The organism is Bacillus sp. cl96 (assembly GCF_900100505.1).
GTDB lineage: Bacteria > Bacillota > Bacilli > Bacillales > Bacillaceae_G > Bacillus_A > Bacillus_A cereus.
Window position 1 is genome coordinate 66672 of record NZ_FNDM01000015.1, and the last position, 21113, is coordinate 87784.

Here is a 21113-nt window from a genome sequence, read left to right on the forward strand (position 1 = left end):
AATAAAGTCTCCCTAAATTATATTTTCTCAATACAAAATATTCTAAATGTTAATTAAATATTAATCCAAAAGAAGAGAATGGTGCTATAATTCTCTTGTTAAAAATAATCTTTGGAGGGATAATATGAATTTTAAAAAAGGGATTACTGCATTTTTATTAGGTACTGTGTTTGTTTTTTCAAGCGTTGGCGTTTCAGAGGCTTATGTAAAAGAAGGATGGAAGCTGCCTTCAAAATCAGCTACATATAAATGGGGAGACAGATTAGACGATGGTTCAAGTATCATCAAATCTGGTTGGCAAGCTGCCGATTCAGCCTGGTACACTGCTTCTCGTATTAATTTTACAGTTTCCTCTTCTTCTGTGAACACATTAAACTCTTGGTTTGAAAGTTCCTCTACTTATTATGGAAGAATGAAGACATCTTATAATACATCCACTAAAAAAGTAACGAAATTTGCTGGTGATATTAACGCAGGTAATACAAATATTACAAAATCAAATGTTGCTAAAAGTACAGGAGTCCATGAGTTTGGTCATGCAATAGGAATAGGTCACAACAGTGGTACTTCAATTATGAACAGCAATCGTAATCGTACTACTATGCATGTCCCTCAAACTGACGATAAAAATGGTGTAAATGCAATCTATTAACAGAAAAAGGAGATGATTTCTTAATGTTAAGTAAAAAAGCAAAAACTATGGTAATTGCAATACCTTTGGCTACAGTAATTGGTTTGGGAGGATATTCAGCATTTAATAGTCACTTCTCCCCTGTTGCTGAAGAAGATAAGAATACCGAAACTGTTATTCTCAGTAAAGATTTCCCTGCTACAAGTGATTTAAATCAAATGATTAATGAAGCAGATCTAGTTGTAATCGGTGAATATGAAGGTCTTGACTCTAAGTGGAATATGGCACGTAATCCAAGTAATCCATCGGAAGAGGACAAAGAAAATTACATTGAAGGACATCTATATAATTTCAACATTTCCGAAACAATTAAAGGTGTGAATGAAAATAAACAAATAAAAATCAATCATCGTTTCGCTGAAACTGTAAAACTTGAAGATTCTAATGCAGTTGTTGCACCAGATGGCACAGTTACAAAAAAGGCTACTAAGATAACTACTAAAGAGGTGCAAAATAAGGATCCTTTATATATCGAACCTATGGTTAATAAAAAATATATGATGTTTTTGAAGAAGGATCAATTATTTGGTAACTACTACGGAGCAATTGAACCATTCGCAATTACCTTTGATGAAAATAACAAAGCAGACCTTCAAACAAACATAGAAACTATTAATGAAAGTAAAATGTCTTCCAAAGCACAACTTGCAGGAAAAACAATTGTATTAAAAAATGAAATACATGAAACTATTACTGACAATATTAGCGGTAAGACCCTTGATGAATTAAAAGAACAAGTAAAACAAAAAAACAAGTAATAATTATAACTTATATTGATTTTCCCTATTTCATAAGATAATTAAAATTAATTTATAACTGTTATTACAGATTAAAGAAAAATCATTTTTTTCACCCAAAAGCAAAGCAACTGCCTATCAAATTTTTTAGTAGGCAGTTGTTCAATTATTAAAATAAAGTACCATACTGTTTAATTAAATACTATTTCCAAAACAAAAAAGTAAAGGTTTTCAATTCACTTGAGCTTTCTTGTCTCTAATTCATATATTCTTCTAAATTTATTTTTTGTATATCCCCAAAAAAAATCCTACATAGCGCATGTACCAAGATTCATCTGCATAACTAGTTACATTCTCCTTTTTCTATTGTTAATAGCTTCACAATAAAAGCTGTTAAACGGAAAAAGTGGGAAGTCTTAAATTAGACTTCCCACCTTATATAAATTTACAATTAGTGACAATACCCATACAAATACAATAGTATATATAATAATCACTCATTATATGTGTTGCTCTTTTAACCGGCCAATGTAACCCCTTAGCCATCCTTCATGATTGACTTGATTGTTTCTAGATACTTAATCCCTCTATACTCTTTCAAGCGGTAATCCATTCCGATGGAAATTACAAATGACAAAATTTATCCGTTTTTCCTACTTTCTAAATTCAGCAAGTAAAATGTTTTTAAAAACTTCCGGGTTATTAAGGTTTAAACTGTTCGAATTGATAGCGAGTGTATGTTTACCTTCAAGTGTTCCACCAGCAAAAGTGGAAAACCCTGGAACGGCACCCCTGTGTCCCCATACCGAGACACCGTTCGGAAGCTTAATTTCAAGTATTCCAAGACCATATCCGGTTCCCTCTCTATTTGTAGGAACTGTAGTAAGCATTTGTTTTAACTGCTGTTCCTTCAGTAATTTGCCACCTAGTAAGCAAGAGAAGAATTTGTTTAAGTCGTCAGCAGTAGAAATCATATCTCCATCCGAGCTACCTGGGTTAATATAAGTAACATCTTTTAGCTCACTCGCTCCGTCTAGTTGCAAGTAGCCACGGGCATGCTTGGTGCCTGGAATCACGCTTGAATTACCAGGTAGAAATGTATTTGACAAATCAAGCGGTTCAATAATCCGATTTTCAACCTCTTCCGCATAGCTGTTTCCTGTTACTTTTTCAATAAGGATTCCTAGTATTACATATCCTGTATTTGAATAAGACCAACCCTTTCCTGGGGCAAAGTCTGGGGGAAGTGAAATCCCCATCTTTACAAATTCTTCAGCCGTATACGATTTTTTTATATCCGTAATATCAAAATCTTTTGAATTTATATAGTCAGCAATACCACTTGTATGATTCAATATTTGCCGGATCGTAATCTGGTTACCATCATATCCGTTTCCTTGAATGACACCAGGCAACCATTTTTCAATGGAGTCATCTAGATTCAAACGGTTCTCTCCAGATAATTGAAGTAGCACTGTTGCAATGAACGTTTTCGTCACACTGCCAATGCGAAAGCGAAAATCTGCTTTCATTGGTTTCTTAGTTCTCAGATCCGCTATCCCAGCCGTATAACTCCAAGTTTTACCACCCTTAGAAATTTGAGCGAGTATTCCCGGGTATCCAAGTTGCAGTTCATCTCGCATTGCTTTCTTAACGGAAGTACGATCGCTTTGCGTACTTGTTTGTAACGAACTAGATACATTTTGCGTAGGTTCTGCTTTTACAACTGATGTTGGTGTTATGTATAACAGGGAACTTCCACCTATTAAAAGTGCTAGACTTGCACATGTAATTTTACTGCGTGTTTTCATAAAGAATTCCTCTCTTCTATTAAAATTGTATAGATAGTTGATAGAAGTGTCATATACGAACCACACAGCTATCCATTCTCCAAATGATGAAAAGGCAACAATGCATTTGCAATCATTGTACTCATTATTTTCACAAAACACTCTTGTTACTGATTATTTGTTTTATATGTAGGCCGTACTTGTTCCCCCCTTCATGCCTCCTTATATTTTTATCCTACACAATGAAAATCTCTTTTTTCTTACCTATTCCTTACAAATTCCTTACATACAAAATCACTTCTACAATAGGATTGAAGTAGCATCTGTGCCCGAAAGCGCAAAAAACACCGATGCTTTTCGCTTCAGTGTTTTTGCGCTTTACATATTGTAAGATTCGTTTTACTCTTAACAGGTTAAACTGCTGATTTTTTCTAATGCGATTATTCTTCTTGCTATATAAAACAAATTTCATTGTGTTATATGAAACACTATGAAATTTGTCATTAAGGCACATGATTCTAAATTTATTGATGTACTTGAGATGGACTCACTTTTTGAATTTGAACAAGTATATCAAACGCTTTACCTAATGATATATCAACAGTTTTTGGTATATCAGGCCCTTCGGTAGTTATTCCAGCGAAAATTGGATGTTGTTCGTTTAACCAAGTTTTTGTCACGCCGTTTGCCTTACGTAAATCAATAAAAAATTGATCTTTTTTAACTTGTCCAAAGATGTAGTTATAACTGCTTGAATCATCCGATTTTAATGTTCCATAGGGGCCAAATTCACCATCGCTATTCTTGACATTATATTGCCCTTCATAAACTGACGTTCCAATAGATACGTACCGTTTTCCATAATATTCTGCTAAATGCTGCCCAGCTACTTTAGGATATATAAAAGGCAGCATATTTGTTTTCGAAACGTGTCCATTATGTCCCCATACAATCGTTTTTCCTAAATGTTCTTCAGTCCACTTCGCATTTTCATACATTGCAATATCATGTTTCAAATAAAAATCCGATGGTTTATCAGGAGGTGTCGCTAACATTGTAGTAAACTGTTCAATAATACGAGCATTTTGCTTTATCCATGCAAACTCTTTAGATTTTCCATTTAAATAGCTTTTATTTTCCTCTAATAAAGCACTAATTTGTTTAGCATCTAAAACATACTTTTCTTTTTCTTCTTTCGTAAGGCTTTCAAAAGTATTCATATCCTTTGTTACAGGAATAAGACCTTTTATCTTCTCTTCTACTCTAGGCAACAGTTTTGAATTATTCGCTTTAATATATTCTATTATATTATTATAAACATTTTCGTTTACTGATTGAATGTCCATCCCGATGACACGTACTTTCGATTTATGTTTTGGATTAGCATTATATTGCCGAATCCAATCAAGTAAATCTAGCATTTCTTTCGTCTTAAATACAGGTGTTAGATGTTGGCTTGGGTTTCCCTTACCAGTAAGAACATATCGATCAAGTTCCAAGGCCCTGTCCCATCCCTCTTCTAAAACTAGATTGGTAAAGCCCTTTTCAGATACTAAATACTTAACAATGCGGTGTTTCACCGTAAAAACTTCATGAGCCCCATGCGTAGCTTCACCTAAACCTACAATTGAAGCTGAACCTACCATATCCTTAAGTGGTTTCAAATCATTAAGAGATGCAGTTGGATTAGTTGTTTTTAAAGGCTTTGCATGTGCTTCTAACCATTTCGCTATTTGATTTGTATTATAGGGAGCTGTAACAGAAACCTCTGTTTTCGAATCTGCATAAGTATTTCCTACAAAATGAGTCATTGTTATAGCAGAAACAACAATTGCAATAATTATTTTCTTTTTCATAAAAAACCTCCTGAAATATTTACTTATAGCTTTTTGACATACTCTGCCAACTTCCGTTTAAAACATTCATTTTCTTATTACTGTTAAGATACATTTATTCTAGTTCCTAAAACTCACTTATTTCTTAATAGGTTCTTAAGAAATTCTTAATTCACTTATACGAATATAAAACTAAATAAGCTTCAATTCATTGTATTGTAAATTCCTCATTGTATAACATTATAATGTACAGATATTCGTTATAAATGATGTTATCTAAAGTATTCAATTTCAGTATGTATTATTAACGTAGTTAATATATGGTTAATATGAAGTTCCAAATTTTGATTGTTTGTAGTCTCTTTATCATAGAGTTAATTTAGGGGTTATTTTTTGTTCACTTCATTTTTTTCGGCACTCTGCATCTAGACGGTATACCCATTGGCCACAGTTAGACTATTTCAAATCAAAAAAATAGATTACCTGCACACTAAAGAGTATAGCGCACAGGTAATCTAGTTGTTTTTGAGATTAATAAAAAACTAATTTATCTTTTGAATTCTTCCATCAATAATAGACTGAATTGGTTCTTTTGATTTTTTTATATAATCTACTAATGCTTCAAAATCAGTTGGTCCTGTTTCAGCATCTTTACCGTTTTTAAAGGATACAAATCCATCTCCACCTGAAGCTAGAAATGCGTTCGCAACGACGCTGTAAGTTTTAGAAGGAATAATTTCTTCTCCATTTGTTAAGCGAATACTTGTTACTTTTTCTCCATTAGGCTTGTTCGCATCCCAAGTGTATTGGATACCTGAAATTTGAAGCATTCTTGTTATGTCTTTTTGCCATTGTTGATTTAAAATATCACGAATGTCTTGACCTGTTAAATTTACTTTTATTAATTGATTTCCGAATGGTTGAATACCATATATCTCTCCCCATGTAATATCACCAGCATCTAAGTCATTACGAATACCACCAGGATTCATAAGTGCAATTTGGGATTGCATTGTTGTACGTTGAGCATCAGCAACTAAATTTCCAAGAGTAGATTCACCAGCCATATTTTGTTTGCGATCTAGTGGAGCGATAGACTTACCTACAACTTCATTAACAAGAGGTGCGATTTTTGCTTGATATTTCTCCATCTTCTTCTTTATTTTTTTATCAGGCTCTATGCCTTCATGATAAGTTGTAACAATTTCTGCTTTTTTCTCAACAATATCTTGTGTCTTACGATCAATCTTTACATCAACATCAGCAAAAGCCATACCATAAGAATTTGCTTGTACGACAAGTTTATTATTAACAGTTCCATTTACATAGGTGTGGCTATGGCCACCAAAAATAACATCGACTTCTGGATCAGTCTCATTTGCTAATCGGACGATATCACCATTTGTTACGCCGTTCCCATCTGTTATACCTCCGTTATGTGCAAGAACAACGATAGATTTAACGCCTAGTTTTTTTAATTGCTTTACGGATTTGTTAATAGCTTCAACTTCATCTGTAATTTCTACATTCTTTAGCATAGTAGGCATAACAAGGTTAGGAACATCCGTTGTTACGACTCCGATAAAGCCAACAGGAACTCCTTGTACCTTTTTTATAGTGAATGGTGGTAAAAATAAACGACCGGTGGATTTATTATAGAAATTTGCAGCAACATATGGGAATTTTGCTCCTTTAAAATTTCCTGTTTTCTCATGGTATCCACCATAAATAAGGCGGTTCATTTCTTCAACACCTTCATCAAATTCATGATTTCCTATCGTTCCAACATCGAATTTCAAATCATTTAGAAATTCAATTGTAGGTTCGTCTTGTAATAATGCTGAAACAGGAGTACTTGCTCCAACAACATCTCCAGCATGTACCTTTAATGTATTTGGATTTTGTTTTTCACGATCACGTAAATAAGCCCCTAAGTACTCAATTCCCCCTGCATCTTTATTGTTAATTTTTTTTACAGTGTCTAGTTGCCCATGAAAATCGTTAATACCGAGCATTTGTACATCTATGTAGCGATTTTGTTCTGTACTTGCTTGGATTGAAGGCGCAGCAAATACACTAGTAAAAGTAACTGTACTTAATGCTAAAGCAACTGGAATAATTTTTTTCAACATAAAATTTCTCTCCCCTAATTAAAATCTGACATAATACGATGTTATTTTAATATATTAAGAGAATTATTTCCATAAAAATTCTACCAATTATAAAAATTAATAAGATTTTATTGTTTTCTGACAAGATATTTCTTCCTCAAAAAATGTACATTTCTTTGTTTTGAGGAAGAAATATTATCTTGATAGTAATATAGCAATACATCTAAAAGACCTAAAAAAACTCTAAACAATAAATTTTTGCTGTTAAGAAGAATATTCAATTCGAAACTAATGAAGATTTATCAACCTAACATATCAATACCACCATTTAAAAAGATGCTCCTGGATTTATCCAAGAGCATCTTTTATAAAGCTTTATTTTTTACTTATTTATAATTTATCAACTAACAATTATATAGTTGTAATCAGTCCTTTAAAAATAATAGGAGTGCTTCATTAAATTCTTTAGCATGCGTTGCATTTAGCCCATGTGGACCACCCTTTATTAAGGCTACTTTAGAATTAGGAATTGCTTCATGTGTTAATTTCCCACTATATTCATATGGTACAGTTGCATCAGAATCACCGTGAATAATAAGAGTAGGTATATTAAACTTCTCCAAGTCTTTTCTAAAATCTGTCTTACTAAAGGCGGTAATACAATCAAGTGTTCCTTTAGGTGATGCACTGGCTGCAATATCCCAATTATATAAACGGAATGGCTCACTAACTAAATCTGTTCGATTACCAGCCGCAAAAAATCCCTTAGTAAATTCATCAAGAAATGCAAGGCGGTCATTTATCACACCACTTTTGAATGCTTCAATTGTTGCATCATCTAAGGCCCCTTCAGGATGATCCTCTGATTTGTATAAATACGGAGGAACTGCCCCAGCAAAAACAGCCTTTTCAATACGATCTGTTCCATACGTACTAATATACCGGGCTACCTCGCCTCCACCCATAGAAAAACCAACAAGTGTGACATTTTGAAGCTCTAAATGTTCTAATAGTTGATGTAAATCAGAAGTAAAGGTATCATATTCATACCCTTCCCACGGCTGAGATGATTGTCCAAATCCTCGACGATCATATGTTATAACTCTGTATCCAGCCTCAACAAGAGCAGGAACTTGGTATTCCCAAGATCGACCACTTAACGGCCAACCATGAATGAGTACAACTGGTTTTCCTGTGCCATGATCCTCATAATATATCTCAATTGGTTCTTGCTTTTCGGTTCCTACAGTAATTTTAGCCATGCTTCTACCTCCTAAAAATATTCCAATATGTATCCTTTTCTTCAATAATCTGGATGAATGTCATAACCTATTCATGCACGTTTATGTTGTGAATTCTAAGTATGAAACTCTATTGTTCCAATGCATTCATTTTCTCCTTTTGGAACAATCCCCCCTCTAATACCTTTTGCATCATAAAATAATTACTGAACATTACTCCTATTCAATTGTAATAACAAAAATAGGTGACTATCAATATCGTTCTATCTATAGGATGTATAGGTAAAACCAATCTATTTTATAGTGAAAACAACTATAGTTACGACCTATACAAATTATAGATAATTTAGAATTGATTAACGAATCAGTTTTCAAATACTATAAATTTGTATAGCACTTCATGTTCTGTGAATGCTGCTATAACCAATATTATTGGTCAGCTTAGTTATAAACGAAGAAACTTATGATAGTATCCGACTATTTAAACTTTCTTCGATTACTTAATTTTTAGGAGGAATACATAATGACTGATCTCTATTCTCGTATTAACAAAGATGATGCTGTTGTGCTTTTAGTAGATCATCAAACTGGTCTTATGTCCGGACTTGTACGTGACTATGGTGTTGATGAATTCAAGAACAATGTTTTAGCTCTTGCTCATACTGCTAAGTTTTTTAATTTACCAGTTATTTTAACAACAAGTTTTGAAAACGGGCCTAACGGACCTTTAATGCAAGAATTGGTTAATCTCTTTCCTCATGCACCAAAAATAGCTCGACCTGGACAAATTAACGCATGGGATAATGATGATTTTGTAAAAGCAATCGAAGAAACTGGAAAAAAACAACTTATCATCGCAGGCGTAGTTACGGACGTTTGTGTTGCTTTCCCGGCACTTTCCGCTATAAAAGCTGGATATGAAGTATTTGCTGTTACTGATGCTTCAGGAACTTTCAGTAAACAAGTTGCAGATGCTGCCAATACACGTATGGCACATAGTGGCGTGCAACTTATGAACTGGTTTAGCGTAGCTTGCGAATTACAACGCGATTGGCGCAACGATGTCGAAGGTTTTGGCAATTTGCTTGCTAGCAATCTTCCAGGCTATCAAAATATAATTGGAAGCTATAGAGGAGCTCAGCGAGATCTTAGTAAACAAAATGCATAAATGTATCTCAAGGAAATAGCTTTAAATCACCTTTTTTAAAGTAGATAGTATAAATTTAGTGCTGATTAAATCAGCACTAAATTTAAATTAAAAAGTATAGTAGAGCTTCAATTGACAGAAGATACATTACTTTCAATAAACAATTGAAAAAGGAGCGTTTTATTATGAGTAATTTAGAATTGTTAAATCCGGAGAACAGTGCCTTAATTTTAATTGATTTTCAACCTCAAATGACTTTTGGAGTTGCAAGTATTGATAGACAAACATTGATTAATAACGTTATGCTACTTGCTAAATCAGCAAAAACTTTTAACGTACCTACTATTCTTACTACAGTTGAAACACGCAGCTTTTCTGGTTATTTTTGGCCACAAATTCTTGATATATTCCCAAACCATGAAATTATAGAACGTAGTTCAATGAACTCTTGGGAAGATCCGAAATTTGTTGAGGCAGTTAAAGCAACCGGTAGAAAGAAATTAATATTTGCAGCACTTTGGACTGAAGTTTGCCTTGCATTCCCTGTGCTTGAAGCAATTAAAGCTGGCTATGAGGTATATGCAGTTGATGATGCTTCAGGTGGTACTAGTTTGACAGCACATAACGCTGCTATGCGTCGTGTAGAACAAGCTGGTGCAATTCCAGTGACAGCAATTCAAGTTTTACTTGAATACCAACGTGATTGGGCACACAAAGACACTTATGATGCTGTAATGGAGATTGTAAAGGAACACACTGGTGCTTATGGTCAAGGTGTAGAATACGCATATACTATGGTGCATGGCGCGCTTCCAAGCAGGAAAATATGAAACAAGAAGGAGTAGCTGTCGAAGAGACTTATACAGGGAACACGATGGATGCCGGCAATCCAGTAACAACGATTGTTACATGGGAAATTCAAGAAGGTAGAGAAAAACAGTTTGAAACATGGAGACATGAAATTGAGGCTGCGGCTACTAAATTCCCAGGACATTTAGGTGTAAATCTAATAGTCCCAAGTAACGAATCCAGAGAGTATACTGTTATTTTTCGCTTTGATACGTATGAGCATCTACGTACTTGGCAAGAATCAGATATTCGCCGGGATTTGTTAAAAACGGCGGAGCAATTTCAAGCCACTAATCCAACTTACAAAACTGAAAGCAGTTTGGCTTATTGGTTTGTTACTCCGAAAACGCCAGTTCCACCGCCAAAATGGAAAATGTCTATCGTTACCCTTCTGGGTGTATGGCCTCTTAGCATGTTAGTTCCTAAAGTGATAGGACCTATTATAAAACATATGAATCCTATTATGTCAGCTTTTTTTGTTTCTGTATGTATAGTGTCCTTGCTATCATGGGTAGTCATGCCGATTTTCGGTAAATTATTTCATCCATGGTTACAAAATAATAGAAAGTAGACGAGGTGTGAACATGAATTTACCGGATATGATCTTATATAACGGAAAAATTACTACCCTTGACCCTTCTCAGCCTGAGGTATCTGCTATCGCCATAACTGATGGTTTAGTCACTGCAGTAGGTGGAGATGAGCTTCTTAATAGTGCCACGGAAAAAACAAAAAAAATAGACCTTAAAAGAAAGAGAGCTATTCCAGGCCTGAATGACTCCCATATACACGTGATTCGTGGTGGTCTGCATTATAATATGGAATTACGTTGGGAAGGCGTGCCATCACTTTTTATTGCTCTAGAAACGCTCAAAGAACAGGCAAGGCGTACACCTGCTCCTCAGTGGGTAAGAGTAGTTGGAGGTTGGTCTGAATTTCAATTTAAAGAGAGACGGATGCCAACATTAGAAGAGATTAATGCTGTTTCTGAAGACACGCCTGTCTTTGTGCTACATCTTTACGATAGAGCACTTGTAAATCGTGCAGGGCTACGTGCACTGGGATACACGAAAGATACCCCAGACCCTCCAGGCTGTTTAATTCAGCGGGATAAAAGAGGTAATCCAACGGGCCTTTTAATTGCTAACCCTAACGCCTCTATTCTTTATTCAAGTTTGGGTAAAGCTCCAGTACTTAATCTTGACGACCAGATTAACTCAACTCGCCATTTTATGCGTGAATTAAATAGATTAGGTATTACAAGTGCCATCGACGCAGGTGGTGGTTTCCAAAATTACCCTGATGACTACAAAGTTGTTGAACATTTAGCCGAGAAGGAACAATTAACTTTGCGTATTGCTTATAATCTATTTACGCAAAATCCTAATCATGAATATGAAGACTTTGCTTCATGGGCAAAAATTGTTTCTCCCGGTCAAGGAAATGATAAGTATAAAATGAATGGTGCTGGAGAAATGTTAGTATTCTCGGCAGCCGATTTTGAAAAATTTCAAATGCCACGGCCCGAACTAGCTACAGTAATGGAAGCCGACTTAAAGAAAGTAATTTCTCTATTGGTGGAAAACCGTTGGCCATTCCGTTTACATGCAACTTATGACGAGTCAATCACACGTTTCTTAAATGTATTTGAGGAAGTTAACAGAGAAATTCCTTTTAATGGGCTACGCTGGTGGTTTGATCATGCAGAAACAATCTCAGATCGTAGTATGGAACGTGTTAAGGCTTTAAATGGCGGTATTGCCATCCAAGACCGCATGGCTTTTCAAGGTGAATACTTTGTTGACTTATACGGAAAGGAAGCTGCAAAGCATACTCCTCCGATTTATCGTATGTTAGACCTTGGTATACCTGTTGGCGCCGGTAGTGATGCAACCAGGGTTTCCAGCTATAACCCTTGGGTTGCTCTTTACTGGATGGTTGCTGGAAAAACCATTGGTGGGCTTTCCATATACGATGAAAAAAATAAACTTGATAGAAAAGTAGCCCTGGAATTATATTCAAAAGGAAGTGCGTGGTTCTCTGGCGATGAAGGTAAAAAAGGAACCCTGGCAGTAGGTCAGTTTGCTGATATTGCTGTATTGTCTGCTGACTACTTTACTGTGCCGGAAGAAGAAATCAAAGACCTTGAATCATTGCTCACCATTATGGGTGGGCAGGTTGTTTATGGAAATAATGAATTTAAAAACTTATCACCTGAATTGCCGCCAGCATCACCTGATTGGTCACCGACGGGCGTTTATGGTTATGGTGGTGCTAACCTAGCCAACACTATACTTTCTCACGATTCCCATGATAACAAGTTACATAGTTGTAGTAACCCTCTCCATCAACACACTCATACCGTAATAGGAAAAGATGGAACTAAATGGGGTATTGGTTGTACTTGCTTTGCTTTCTAAATCAAAACCACCGGTATAATGCCGGTGGTTTTCTTTCTACAATAAGGATATATAAATTCAAAATAGCAGTGTATATCCCTACATGGAATCTGTTACTATGCGATAAGACCGAAGAATTGATTGATTAACTTAACTTGTTTTTGATATCCTTCTCTCCTTGCAAAGTCTGTCCTTTTTTCCTTAATTAAAAGTCAATGGTATCCCCCTTTTTGATCGACTACACCACACATATAAATCCACTGTCCTTCGACTTTAATATAGATTTTAATTTTTTCAATTGTTACACTAGGATCATTATTATTTCTATTACACTGATACTTTTTGAGAATCATTTAACTTCTGCATAAAGATGCGTGCTGCAAAACTTAAAAATTTATCATCAAAGTGTATAAGATTAATATCTTGACTTGGTGTTGGATCAGTAATACGAACTATGCTCAAAGTATCATTATTAACAAAGTTAACCAGTGAAAGAGGTATTATGGCAACACCATGTCCATTGTATACAAGGCTCAATAGAGAAATAGAAGATTTTGTTTCTATATTTGCTTCAGATAAAGATAACCCTAAACTCTCACAATATATCTTAATAGATTCACGACAACTACATGAAACCATTACTCTACTGAGCCCTACTAATTCTCGAAAAGAAACAAATGATTTTTCATTCAAAGGATGATTTTTGGGAATTACAAGGACGAGCTCTTCACTATACAAAAGGGTGTTTGTTAATGTGTCTGGAATTTGAGCACTACGTGTAATCCCGAAATCAATATTTTTGTCAACGATTTGATTTACAGCAACTTCGGATTCTATAATCTTTACTACAATGTTGGGATAATGTTGTTGAAACTTCATAATATAAGGTGTTAAATAAGTAAGATCCTCTAATAAACCTCCTATAGTAATCACACCTCTTTTTACACCCTTTAATTCAAAAATTTCATTATAAACGTCATCAAATTGTTGCATGATAAATTTTCCTTTATCAAATAGCAGCTTACCCGCTTCTGTCATTTTGATACCTCTTCCAACTCGATGAAACAAGGGTGTATCAAGTTCACCTTCTAAAACTCGTATTTGTTGACTTAAAGTCGGCTGTGAAATACCTAGAACTTCCGCAGCTTTAGTGAAACTATTATTATTACAAACTTGAATAAAATACTCTAAATGACGTAATTCCATTCTTGATACCCACTCTCCGCTTTATGAAAGATTTATAATTTAAAGGACGATATGTATACATTAACATAACAACTTTATTTCATATTATACCGATTGAAATTACACGCTTTATTCATTTTGTATTATAATAAATTTACTACCATTTATTAATTTTTCCTCCTATTTATTTAAATTATATTTAATTAGGACATTACTAATTCGAGATATATTTCTAAAGATTTATAGTTCTAGTGCATAATACCCCAATTTTTTCAACTTTTCGATTATCATTTTTTTCTCAGTATAGTCCAAACCACCAAATATTTGCTGAATCGCCTCTTTATGCTGTGGAAAAATAATATCCATTAGTTCAATACCTTCTGAAGTAATTGACGCATACGTGACACGGCGGTCTTTAGGACATGGTTTTCGTATTAAGAACCTCTTCTTTTCCAACTTATCCACTACATACGTGATACTACTACTTGCAAGTAATATTTTGTCTCCAATTTTTTGTATAGGCTGATCGCCTTTACTATACAGTAGCTCAAGCACTGCAAATTCAGTTGGATTAAGTCCATAACTTTTTATATCCTCTTCAATACGCTTAGTAATTGACTGTATTGCCCTTGATAATATAACAAATAACTTTAAAGATAAGCTCTCATCGTTAATCACGCTCATAATTACCAATCCTTTACAAGTTATCTTGAATTCGAGATTCATTATATTATCGTCAAAATATTATGTCAATCATTCATTTTAGCTTTATCAATCCATTTATAATTTATTTCTCAACATATGACATATGGAATTAGAAGAAAACAATTGTTACTATATAAGTATCTCAATTACGTTATTTCTTTTAAAGAGAGCTTGTTTTTAATCGCAAGTTCTCTTTTGCCATATTCTAAATTGAATCCGGACAAATTTCAGAGTATATGATATAGTTTTTAAATAAAGATTAGAGCTCTCCTACAGGAAGGAGAGCTCTAATCTTTCATATAAATATTCACCATTTTTATCATTGTGAGGACATCAAAACTTTAACTTGATGGGGATATGGTGCTATCTCAATTAATAAATATTACAAACCATATATCTATCATATTTTTTATAAACAGGATTAATTAGATTTAAAAAAAGATTTCTTTTTCTTTACTCGTAATAAGTCACCTGTCCATCCTTTGAATCGCATATACATATACATACCCGCTGTTGTGAAAATAATAAATAAGAGAGCGATTAAATAGCTATATTTCCATTCTAGTTCAGGCATGTATTTAAAATTCATACCCCATAATGCTCCTAAGGCTGTCAAAGGCGTACTCACAGCAGTTAATACAGTAAGAGCTTTCATAATTTCATTCCCACGATGAGAAGAAACAACTTCTTGTAAATGAATCATCGTGTCTAATTCTTCTTGGTACTCTTTAACAAGTTGTAATCCACGCTCTAATTTTACGTATGTTTGTTTATAACAAAGGGTGTTTGTTAGTTTTTCTAACCAAGCTTCTTTTAGGCCTTGTAACACTTCTTGTATTAAGCGAAACACATGTGTGTTCATAAATAATTCATGACGAATATGATAAATCCTTTCTAAAACTGCTATGTTATTATGATGATAAAAATCCCATAATACATTTCTGAAATTGTTTTCAAAGTAGTCAACCTTTCGCAAATAATGAGATATAAACATTGATAAGATAGCACATAATCCTTCAGCGGAACTATTACAATTTTTTGTACCCATAGGGAAATTATGTATTATTTTTTGGAAATCCTCTTCCTCTTTTTCCTGAACTGTTATCAGTATTCCATCAGCTACGAAATAATGAAGAAATTTTTGAATTTTGGCGTCCTTTTTATCTTGATCATATAAAAACGAACCATATACACAAGTTTGACTTGGTGATAACGTATAAACATATAATCCATTTTCACAAGGAGAACTTATTTTCTTTACAAATTGAGCGAAATAAGATGTTACATCACGAGGGATTATAGAAGAAAGTTTTTCAAGCTCACTAGTTTTCACATGATACCAACTCCATTTCGTCATTTTTATGCATTCCATATTATTCTTCCTTTCTAAATAGTTTTATGTTTGATTGAATCATATCCGTAATACGAAATTTGTATGTAGGTATTCATGTCTTGGAGGAAGAGTTTTTAGATCATCTAAATTACAAAATAAATAACATAGGAGGTCTTATTCTTTTAAAAGGAAGACCCCCTATATATTAGTTATTTTTATTTTCAATTTTAAACATTTCCTCTATACAAGCACTTTTTATCTTTTCTTATAAAGAATTTATTATATGTGGAAAAGAAGCTACATAATTTGGCACGTCTATTCAACGAACTCCATTTCATTCGTTATTATAATTTGGATTCATATGCAGATTGATTGGTAATGTCCTCAAATACTTGACTCCCAATAATGTAGTATCCATGGAGTGCAGCCTCTTTCGAAGCGTCTACCATACGGAAAGAAGAAATTTCACTTTGCATTTTTTCAATTCGTTTTTTGTGGAGATCTACTATTCCTCCTGTCCAAATAATAGTGTTATACTGTTCTAACTTAAATTGTTCTTGTAATACACGCATGACGTCTTGGAAGTGTGCATCCAACTCTTTTTGAATCAAAGTATGAACCTGACTTGTCTCATGATTTTCTTCTCGACATTCATATCCTTTTTCTAATATGTTTGGCATGTCGTTAATATGCAATTGATTACTTTCACCCTCATGATTCTGCACGATATTCTTAATATTTTTCAAAGGCTTGCTACATCCTAGTTCCGCCTCATAATGATTTAAAATGACATTCTGTTTCATATCTGTCATTTCTACTGTACGAAATCCGCCATCAATAATTAAGATGCGATCTCGTTCCTGAATGATTCCCTCTTTTAAGAAATAGGCATGTAAAGCGACCGGTTGCTGAAGAATCAAAGCATTTTCCACCGTAATATGAATAAATTTCCCATCAATTTGTACGGAAGTCTCTTTTTTTAGTGCACGTTGTAATTGCTCATGCTGACTACCAAAACAAGTAACGGGGAGCCCAGTAACAACTAGAGGTAACACGACATTTTCTTTATAATCCTTTGCAATGCAACCAAATATTTGTTGTTTAAATCGTTCGCTTTCATAATAATTTTCTATTTCTTCGTCAAATGGAGGAAGAAACGAAGCGTCAGATTGATGTGCTTCATTTCCCATGTAGTATGCAAAATCTAAGTCTATAAAACTTACCTTTGTTAAATCTTCACTTTCAGCATGATTAGGTACAGGGGCTAGTGTGGAAGCTTCACTCTTGATTGTCATCTCAGAATCTACATCCTGTCGATATGCCCTTTTGGTAAAGCCAATTCCTACATCAATTGCATACAGAGATTTCATACTTTTTTCCTCACTTTCTATTTTTAGAATTAAATCTAGGCACTCTCTTCTTTCCCTTCTTTCACATATTTCTTTTCATTTTTCGTTTTTTCCCCGTCTAAGTTCTTACTATTTTCATTTATTTCGTAATCCTTTTCACCTGTTTTCTTTTTATTATTTTCGTTTTCTGTTAAGTCTTTAATGGTAGAAATGACAACTGGTGTGGCTGTAAGCAGTTGTGGTAATGTTTGTTTTGCAACATTAGCTGCAGTTACAGAAAATTGTTTACTTGTCTCAGTTACCTTCTCCAATGTTTCCTTTATGTTTCCTTCTTGTAGTTTTTCTTTTACGCTTTTTCCTTTTGTTTGTATAGCTTTCCGATTTTCTTTTTTTAATAGGGAGACTATGACTCCGGTCGTAATTCCAATCACAGCATATTTAAATATTGTATGTTTCATTTTTCTCATCCTTTTCTATTTTTATTTTCTTCCATGCTACAAACTAAAATAATTCCCTTACCTATTTATCAGATGTTGCAATCTATTACAGAGAATGATAGTTTTGGGGCTGCCTAGCATTCGCCATTGGTACTTCAGCTGTTACTAGGAGTAAAATCTTCCCTTGATCTAGTTTTTCTTCATATAAGTTAGCTTCCTCCTTCGACAACCCCATTTCTTCCATTTGATTTCGAAGTTCGTCCCCTTTTTTGGAGAAAAAGTTGATAATACTTGTTCCCAATCCTTGTTCTTTTACTCCAATCGTATTTGTGTTTGTATCATCCGCAATCCTTTTTGTTATATGTTTTTCATGTGCTAAAACATAAATGTCATCGTGACGAACCCCTTGCAATTCTAGCTCTTTTACTTTCATAACTACTTCCTGTTCATTTTGATATTCATAAACTACCGTTTTTCTTTCATTCGTATGCATCGTATCTTTCCTCCTTTAGATTTTTTATTTTTTTATTTAGTTGTTATGTAATATGTAATACACCTATTTTAAAGATGTTAAACCTAAATTTTCAAAAAATTTTACACAATAGGTTATTCATGTTTTTAATATCAAAGAAATGTCACAAGCACTTTGCTTTGATAAAAGCGCTCCAAATAACGATTTGTTTGGAAGGTAAGCCCATTGTTTTATAGAAATCATAGCAAAATAAAAAAGCACTCCTTTTCAAAGAGTGCTTTAAAAAAACATACAACCTAATCAAAATATTTCTATTTTGATTACGGAAAGAAAGTCCTTATTAAAACATATGGTTGCTAATTTAATTGCGATCTGCCTTGCACCCAAGCAGCAATATCATTTATAACATACTCAGGGATATTAGCAGGACTATAATATTCATCTGGCTTACTTATTTCCCCATCACCCTCTGTAAAGAAATGATTTAACTTTGGATATAGTCGATAATCTACGTTATCTCGTTCTGTTAATTGTTCTTTCCAAAGAGGAATTTCAATTTTTGATTGAACTTGATAGTCTCTTTCTCCTTGAATAATAAGAAGCGGTGTCTTTTGTTCTTTTGACATTTCTGCCGCTTTAATTTTCCGTATAGAATCCCAAAATACTGCTGACCCTAAGTAAAAATCTTTTGGGGGATTCTGACCAGAGAAATTGGGATCATTTAATAATTCAAATTGCGATTTGTAGAATTTATATTGATCCAGGTTCATTGCTCCAATAGAGAAAAGGTACTCAAATTGATCTAAAACAACGTCTTGGATCGTACGAGCTGGCCCTCCCATTACAATTGCTCCAGCAATATTTTTATTTTGGTCTTTTTCAATCATTTTCGGAAGCATCATTCCACCTTGACTATGACCAAGAATATATATTTGATTCTTATTTATTAGAGGCTCATTTTTAAGAAATTGAGTTACAAGAAGAGCATCATCTGTTGTCTCTTTATCAACTGTATAAAAGGGACTGAATTGTGTTTTCAACCCATGTTCATACGTTCTTTTATTATAGCGAAGGACAGCAATTCCCTTCGATGCAAGACCTTCAGCTAAATCGCGAAATGGTTTTAAAGCAAACGCTGTTTCATCCTGATCAGTTGCTCCTGATCCTTGAACAAGAATAACCGCTGGAAAAGGCCCCTTTCCTTTTGGAACCGACAATGTTCCTGGTAATGGAAATGCACCACTTCCAACTACTACTTCTTTATCAACAAATGACTCAGGCTTACTATATGATGGACGCTCTGCAACAGGACTAAACGACATGCTGAGTTGAAAATCGTCTATTTTTCCAGATGGATCTAGTTTAATTAGTAAAGGTACAGTCATTTTTTCAAAGACTAATTGAATCTCCACATTTGTATGAACAGGATTTGTCTCTTTTTGTGTAACCTCTCCAATTTCTATAAAAGAACCTGCTTGTAATTGCACTGGGAGTCCCTCCCAATAGCTTTTCAGCCATTCTTCGGATATTATTTTCTGTAATGACCTTGAGGTTAAATCAAATGCAGATTTATAATCTTCACTATTCATATGGCGAATAAATGAAAGAGTAGTAGATATAATAGGATTTTCATCATCAGTATTGTCTACTTTTTTTATAGTTGTGTTTGCTTCCTTTAATTTCGAACTAAATTGGTAGTTAAACGGATCGTTATATGTATCAGGATATAAGCTTGTTTTCAATACTTCCGTATTCCGTCCCTCATACAAACTTGAAGAACTCGTAAAATTTTCAGGTGAAATTACTTCCTCCGCATATGTGACTGAAGGAATTGCTATTGTAAAAATTGCACTGACAAGTAATAACTTATTACTTATTCTTCTTTTCTTACCCATAATTATTGATTCTCCTTCCAAAATTTAAAATTTCTAATAGAACATGCCAACTATAAGGAAAATAAAAATTATTAAAGAGATTAATAATCTATTTTACGATCCCCCCTAACTAGTTAAAAATCTATCATTAACAAACTTCAATAAAAAATGCCTTCCCCCTCTTTTTTTATCATTGGATTTTTCAGCGACATAGAAGCGCAGCGCTGCATTACATGTAACTGACCCATGGGGTTCTCTATTCTAAAAGAAAGCAGCACCCCACAAGATACTTTCTTTAATTGTTCTCACTCTAATTTATTTAGATAATTCTCTTATTACTGTAAGATACATTTATTCTAAATCCTAAAACTCACTTATTTCTTGATAGGTTCTTAAGAAATATCAAAAAATAAAGAAAAAAGTTATTTGGTTATTCATTCCGCAAGCTTAATGCTCAAGTTAGTTTTTTTCACATGGTGAAACTTTATTAAGAAAACTTTAAGGAATTTCCCTCTATATTTATAAGAATTTTTTTCTATACTGAAGCATGTAAATGAACAAGAGGAGAAACGATAATGAGAAAATTTGTAATTTGCATATTAGGAATAGGCCTTCCTATATACTTACTACCTTTCATATTACGCGGGGATTTAGACAGATTTAATCCGATTGCTGAAGAAAAAAATGTATATGCCGTTGCGAAAGGATATGGTGTTCCGGATTATCATCAAAAAGGAAAAGCTATGTACTCACTAAAAGCTGTTGATGAATTAAGCAATGAAAAAGAATATAAAGTTGGAACGAACACGCCTAATGATTTTATAAGAAAAACTTACTTAAAAATTCATGTGAAAGGAAAGTATGTGTATTCTTACGATATTATTTCTAAAGAGGATATTCCGGAGAAAATAAGGGGACAATTGGAGATAGCAAATAAATAAAAGAGCCAATTCATACG

18 protein-coding genes are annotated in these 21113 nt (G+C 33.9%); 7 read left to right on the forward strand and 11 right to left on the reverse strand.

All coding sequences use genetic code 11. The annotated features are described in order from the left end of the window. Positions 1–124: 124 nt before the first annotated feature. Complete coding sequence (locus BLT20_RS25145; RefSeq protein ID WP_001009605.1) at positions 125–652, forward strand: matrixin family metalloprotease; 528 nt, start codon at positions 125–127, stop codon at positions 650–652. A gap of 23 nt (positions 653–675) precedes the next feature. Continuing rightward, positions 676–1449 (forward strand): hypothetical protein, encoded by a 774-nt coding sequence (locus BLT20_RS25150; protein ID WP_000949358.1) that lies wholly within the window; start codon positions 676–678, stop codon positions 1447–1449. A 632-nt stretch (positions 1450–2081) separates the two neighbouring features. On the opposite strand, the gene BLT20_RS25155 is transcribed toward BLT20_RS25150, so the two are convergent. The 4 genes from BLT20_RS25155 to BLT20_RS25170 form a co-directional block, all read right to left on the reverse strand. Then, positions 2082–3239 carry a serine hydrolase domain-containing protein gene (locus tag BLT20_RS25155; RefSeq protein ID WP_000857807.1) on the reverse strand — a complete coding sequence of 386 codons (1158 nt, stop codon included), beginning with the start codon at positions 3237–3239 and terminating at the stop codon, positions 2082–2084. A 503-nt stretch (positions 3240–3742) separates the two neighbouring features. Further along, entirely contained in the window at positions 3743–5074 is a 1332-nt protein-coding gene (locus BLT20_RS25160) for an erythromycin esterase family protein (protein ID WP_000726841.1), read from the reverse strand. Positions 5075–5595: 521 nt separating this feature from the next. Then, positions 5596–7185: a bifunctional metallophosphatase/5'-nucleotidase gene (locus BLT20_RS25165; protein ID WP_000913780.1), complete on the reverse strand. Its 1590-nt coding sequence runs from the start codon at positions 7183–7185 to the stop codon at positions 5596–5598. A 404-nt stretch (positions 7186–7589) separates the two neighbouring features. Next, positions 7590–8426, reverse strand: coding sequence for a bromoperoxidase (locus BLT20_RS25170; RefSeq protein ID WP_001074300.1), 837 nt, complete (start codon positions 8424–8426; stop codon positions 7590–7592). Positions 8427–8928: 502 nt separating this feature from the next. On the opposite strand from BLT20_RS25170, the gene ycaC reads away from it, so the two are divergent. From ycaC to BLT20_RS25190, 4 genes are all read left to right on the forward strand, one after another. Continuing rightward, complete coding sequence (gene ycaC, locus BLT20_RS25175) at positions 8929–9573, forward strand: isochorismate family cysteine hydrolase YcaC (protein WP_000131229.1); 645 nt, start codon at positions 8929–8931, stop codon at positions 9571–9573. Between the two features lie 164 nt (positions 9574–9737). After that, positions 9738–10382 (forward strand): hydrolase, encoded by a 645-nt coding sequence (locus BLT20_RS25180; RefSeq protein ID WP_000067162.1) that lies wholly within the window; start codon positions 9738–9740, stop codon positions 10380–10382. Continuing rightward, positions 10379–10972 (forward strand): antibiotic biosynthesis monooxygenase, encoded by a 594-nt coding sequence (locus BLT20_RS25185; RefSeq protein WP_000806857.1) that lies wholly within the window; start codon positions 10379–10381, stop codon positions 10970–10972. Before BLT20_RS25180 ends, BLT20_RS25185 begins: the two co-directional genes overlap by 4 nt. Before the next feature lie 13 nt (positions 10973–10985). Beyond that, positions 10986–12821: an amidohydrolase gene (locus tag BLT20_RS25190; protein WP_141769994.1), complete on the forward strand. Its 1836-nt coding sequence runs from the start codon at positions 10986–10988 to the stop codon at positions 12819–12821. 306 nt (positions 12822–13127) lie between these two features. Here the strand turns inward: BLT20_RS25190 and BLT20_RS25195 are convergent, their stop codons facing one another. The 7 genes from BLT20_RS25195 to BLT20_RS25225 all read right to left on the reverse strand — a co-directional run bounded on the left by BLT20_RS25195 (position 13128) and on the right by BLT20_RS25225 (position 20176). After that, positions 13128–14006 carry a LysR family transcriptional regulator gene (locus BLT20_RS25195; RefSeq protein WP_000423188.1) on the reverse strand — a complete coding sequence of 293 codons (879 nt, stop codon included), beginning with the start codon at positions 14004–14006 and terminating at the stop codon, positions 13128–13130. Positions 14007–14225: 219 nt separating this feature from the next. Continuing rightward, positions 14226–14669 carry a MarR family winged helix-turn-helix transcriptional regulator gene (locus tag BLT20_RS25200; RefSeq protein ID WP_000111421.1) on the reverse strand — a complete coding sequence of 148 codons (444 nt, stop codon included), beginning with the start codon at positions 14667–14669 and terminating at the stop codon, positions 14226–14228. 442 nt (positions 14670–15111) lie between these two features. Beyond that, positions 15112–16062 (reverse strand): magnesium transporter CorA family protein, encoded by a 951-nt coding sequence (locus BLT20_RS25205; RefSeq protein ID WP_000388923.1) that lies wholly within the window; start codon positions 16060–16062, stop codon positions 15112–15114. A gap of 305 nt (positions 16063–16367) precedes the next feature. Then, on the reverse strand, positions 16368–17393 hold the full coding sequence (locus tag BLT20_RS25210) for a ParM/StbA family protein (protein ID WP_000839441.1): 1026 nt from the start codon (positions 17391–17393) through the stop codon (positions 16368–16370). Between the two features lie 35 nt (positions 17394–17428). Further along, the gene (locus BLT20_RS25215; RefSeq protein ID WP_000683216.1) at positions 17429–17830 is read right to left on the reverse strand and encodes a hypothetical protein; all 402 of its coding nucleotides are present in this window, start codon (positions 17828–17830) and stop codon (positions 17429–17431) included. An 85-nt stretch (positions 17831–17915) separates the two neighbouring features. Beyond that, a complete protein-coding gene (locus BLT20_RS25220) occupies positions 17916–18302 on the reverse strand; it encodes a YflT domain-containing protein (protein ID WP_000557320.1) in 387 nt (128 codons plus the stop codon). A 335-nt stretch (positions 18303–18637) separates the two neighbouring features. Further along, positions 18638–20176, reverse strand: coding sequence for an alpha/beta hydrolase (locus BLT20_RS25225; protein ID WP_100655513.1), 1539 nt, complete (start codon positions 20174–20176; stop codon positions 18638–18640). A gap of 554 nt (positions 20177–20730) precedes the next feature. On the opposite strand from BLT20_RS25225, the gene BLT20_RS25230 reads away from it, so the two are divergent. Beyond that, positions 20731–21096: a YxeA family protein gene (locus tag BLT20_RS25230; RefSeq protein WP_001225223.1), complete on the forward strand. Its 366-nt coding sequence runs from the start codon at positions 20731–20733 to the stop codon at positions 21094–21096. Positions 21097–21113: the final 17 nt, after the last annotated feature.

What these genes read in the sequence shown, in the direction of transcription:
- BLT20_RS25145 (WP_001009605.1), top strand. Translation starts at nt 125, where the DNA reads ATGAATTTTAAAAAAGGGATTACTGCATTTTTATTAGGTACTGTGTTT.
- BLT20_RS25150 (WP_000949358.1), top strand. Translation starts at nt 676, where the DNA reads ATGTTAAGTAAAAAAGCAAAAACTATGGTAATTGCAATACCTTTGGCT.
- BLT20_RS25155 (WP_000857807.1), bottom strand. Translation starts at nt 3,239, where the DNA reads ATGAAAACACGCAGTAAAATTACATGTGCAAGTCTAGCACTTTTAATA.
- BLT20_RS25160 (WP_000726841.1), bottom strand. Translation starts at nt 5,074, where the DNA reads ATGAAAAAGAAAATAATTATTGCAATTGTTGTTTCTGCTATAACAATG.
- BLT20_RS25165 (WP_000913780.1), bottom strand. Translation starts at nt 7,185, where the DNA reads ATGTTGAAAAAAATTATTCCAGTTGCTTTAGCATTAAGTACAGTTACT.
- BLT20_RS25170 (WP_001074300.1), bottom strand. Translation starts at nt 8,426, where the DNA reads ATGGCTAAAATTACTGTAGGAACCGAAAAGCAAGAACCAATTGAGATA.
- ycaC (WP_000131229.1), top strand. Translation starts at nt 8,929, where the DNA reads ATGACTGATCTCTATTCTCGTATTAACAAAGATGATGCTGTTGTGCTT.
- BLT20_RS25180 (WP_000067162.1), top strand. Translation starts at nt 9,738, where the DNA reads ATGAGTAATTTAGAATTGTTAAATCCGGAGAACAGTGCCTTAATTTTA.
- BLT20_RS25185 (WP_000806857.1), top strand. Translation starts at nt 10,379, where the DNA reads ATGAAACAAGAAGGAGTAGCTGTCGAAGAGACTTATACAGGGAACACG.
- BLT20_RS25190 (WP_141769994.1), top strand. Translation starts at nt 10,986, where the DNA reads ATGAATTTACCGGATATGATCTTATATAACGGAAAAATTACTACCCTT.
- BLT20_RS25195 (WP_000423188.1), bottom strand. Translation starts at nt 14,006, where the DNA reads ATGGAATTACGTCATTTAGAGTATTTTATTCAAGTTTGTAATAATAAT.
- BLT20_RS25200 (WP_000111421.1), bottom strand. Translation starts at nt 14,669, where the DNA reads ATGAGCGTGATTAACGATGAGAGCTTATCTTTAAAGTTATTTGTTATA.
- BLT20_RS25205 (WP_000388923.1), bottom strand. Translation starts at nt 16,062, where the DNA reads ATGGAATGCATAAAAATGACGAAATGGAGTTGGTATCATGTGAAAACT.
- BLT20_RS25210 (WP_000839441.1), bottom strand. Translation starts at nt 17,393, where the DNA reads ATGAAATCTCTGTATGCAATTGATGTAGGAATTGGCTTTACCAAAAGG.
- BLT20_RS25215 (WP_000683216.1), bottom strand. Translation starts at nt 17,830, where the DNA reads ATGAAACATACAATATTTAAATATGCTGTGATTGGAATTACGACCGGA.
- BLT20_RS25220 (WP_000557320.1), bottom strand. Translation starts at nt 18,302, where the DNA reads ATGCATACGAATGAAAGAAAAACGGTAGTTTATGAATATCAAAATGAA.
- BLT20_RS25225 (WP_100655513.1), bottom strand. Translation starts at nt 20,176, where the DNA reads ATGGGTAAGAAAAGAAGAATAAGTAATAAGTTATTACTTGTCAGTGCA.
- BLT20_RS25230 (WP_001225223.1), top strand. Translation starts at nt 20,731, where the DNA reads ATGAGAAAATTTGTAATTTGCATATTAGGAATAGGCCTTCCTATATAC.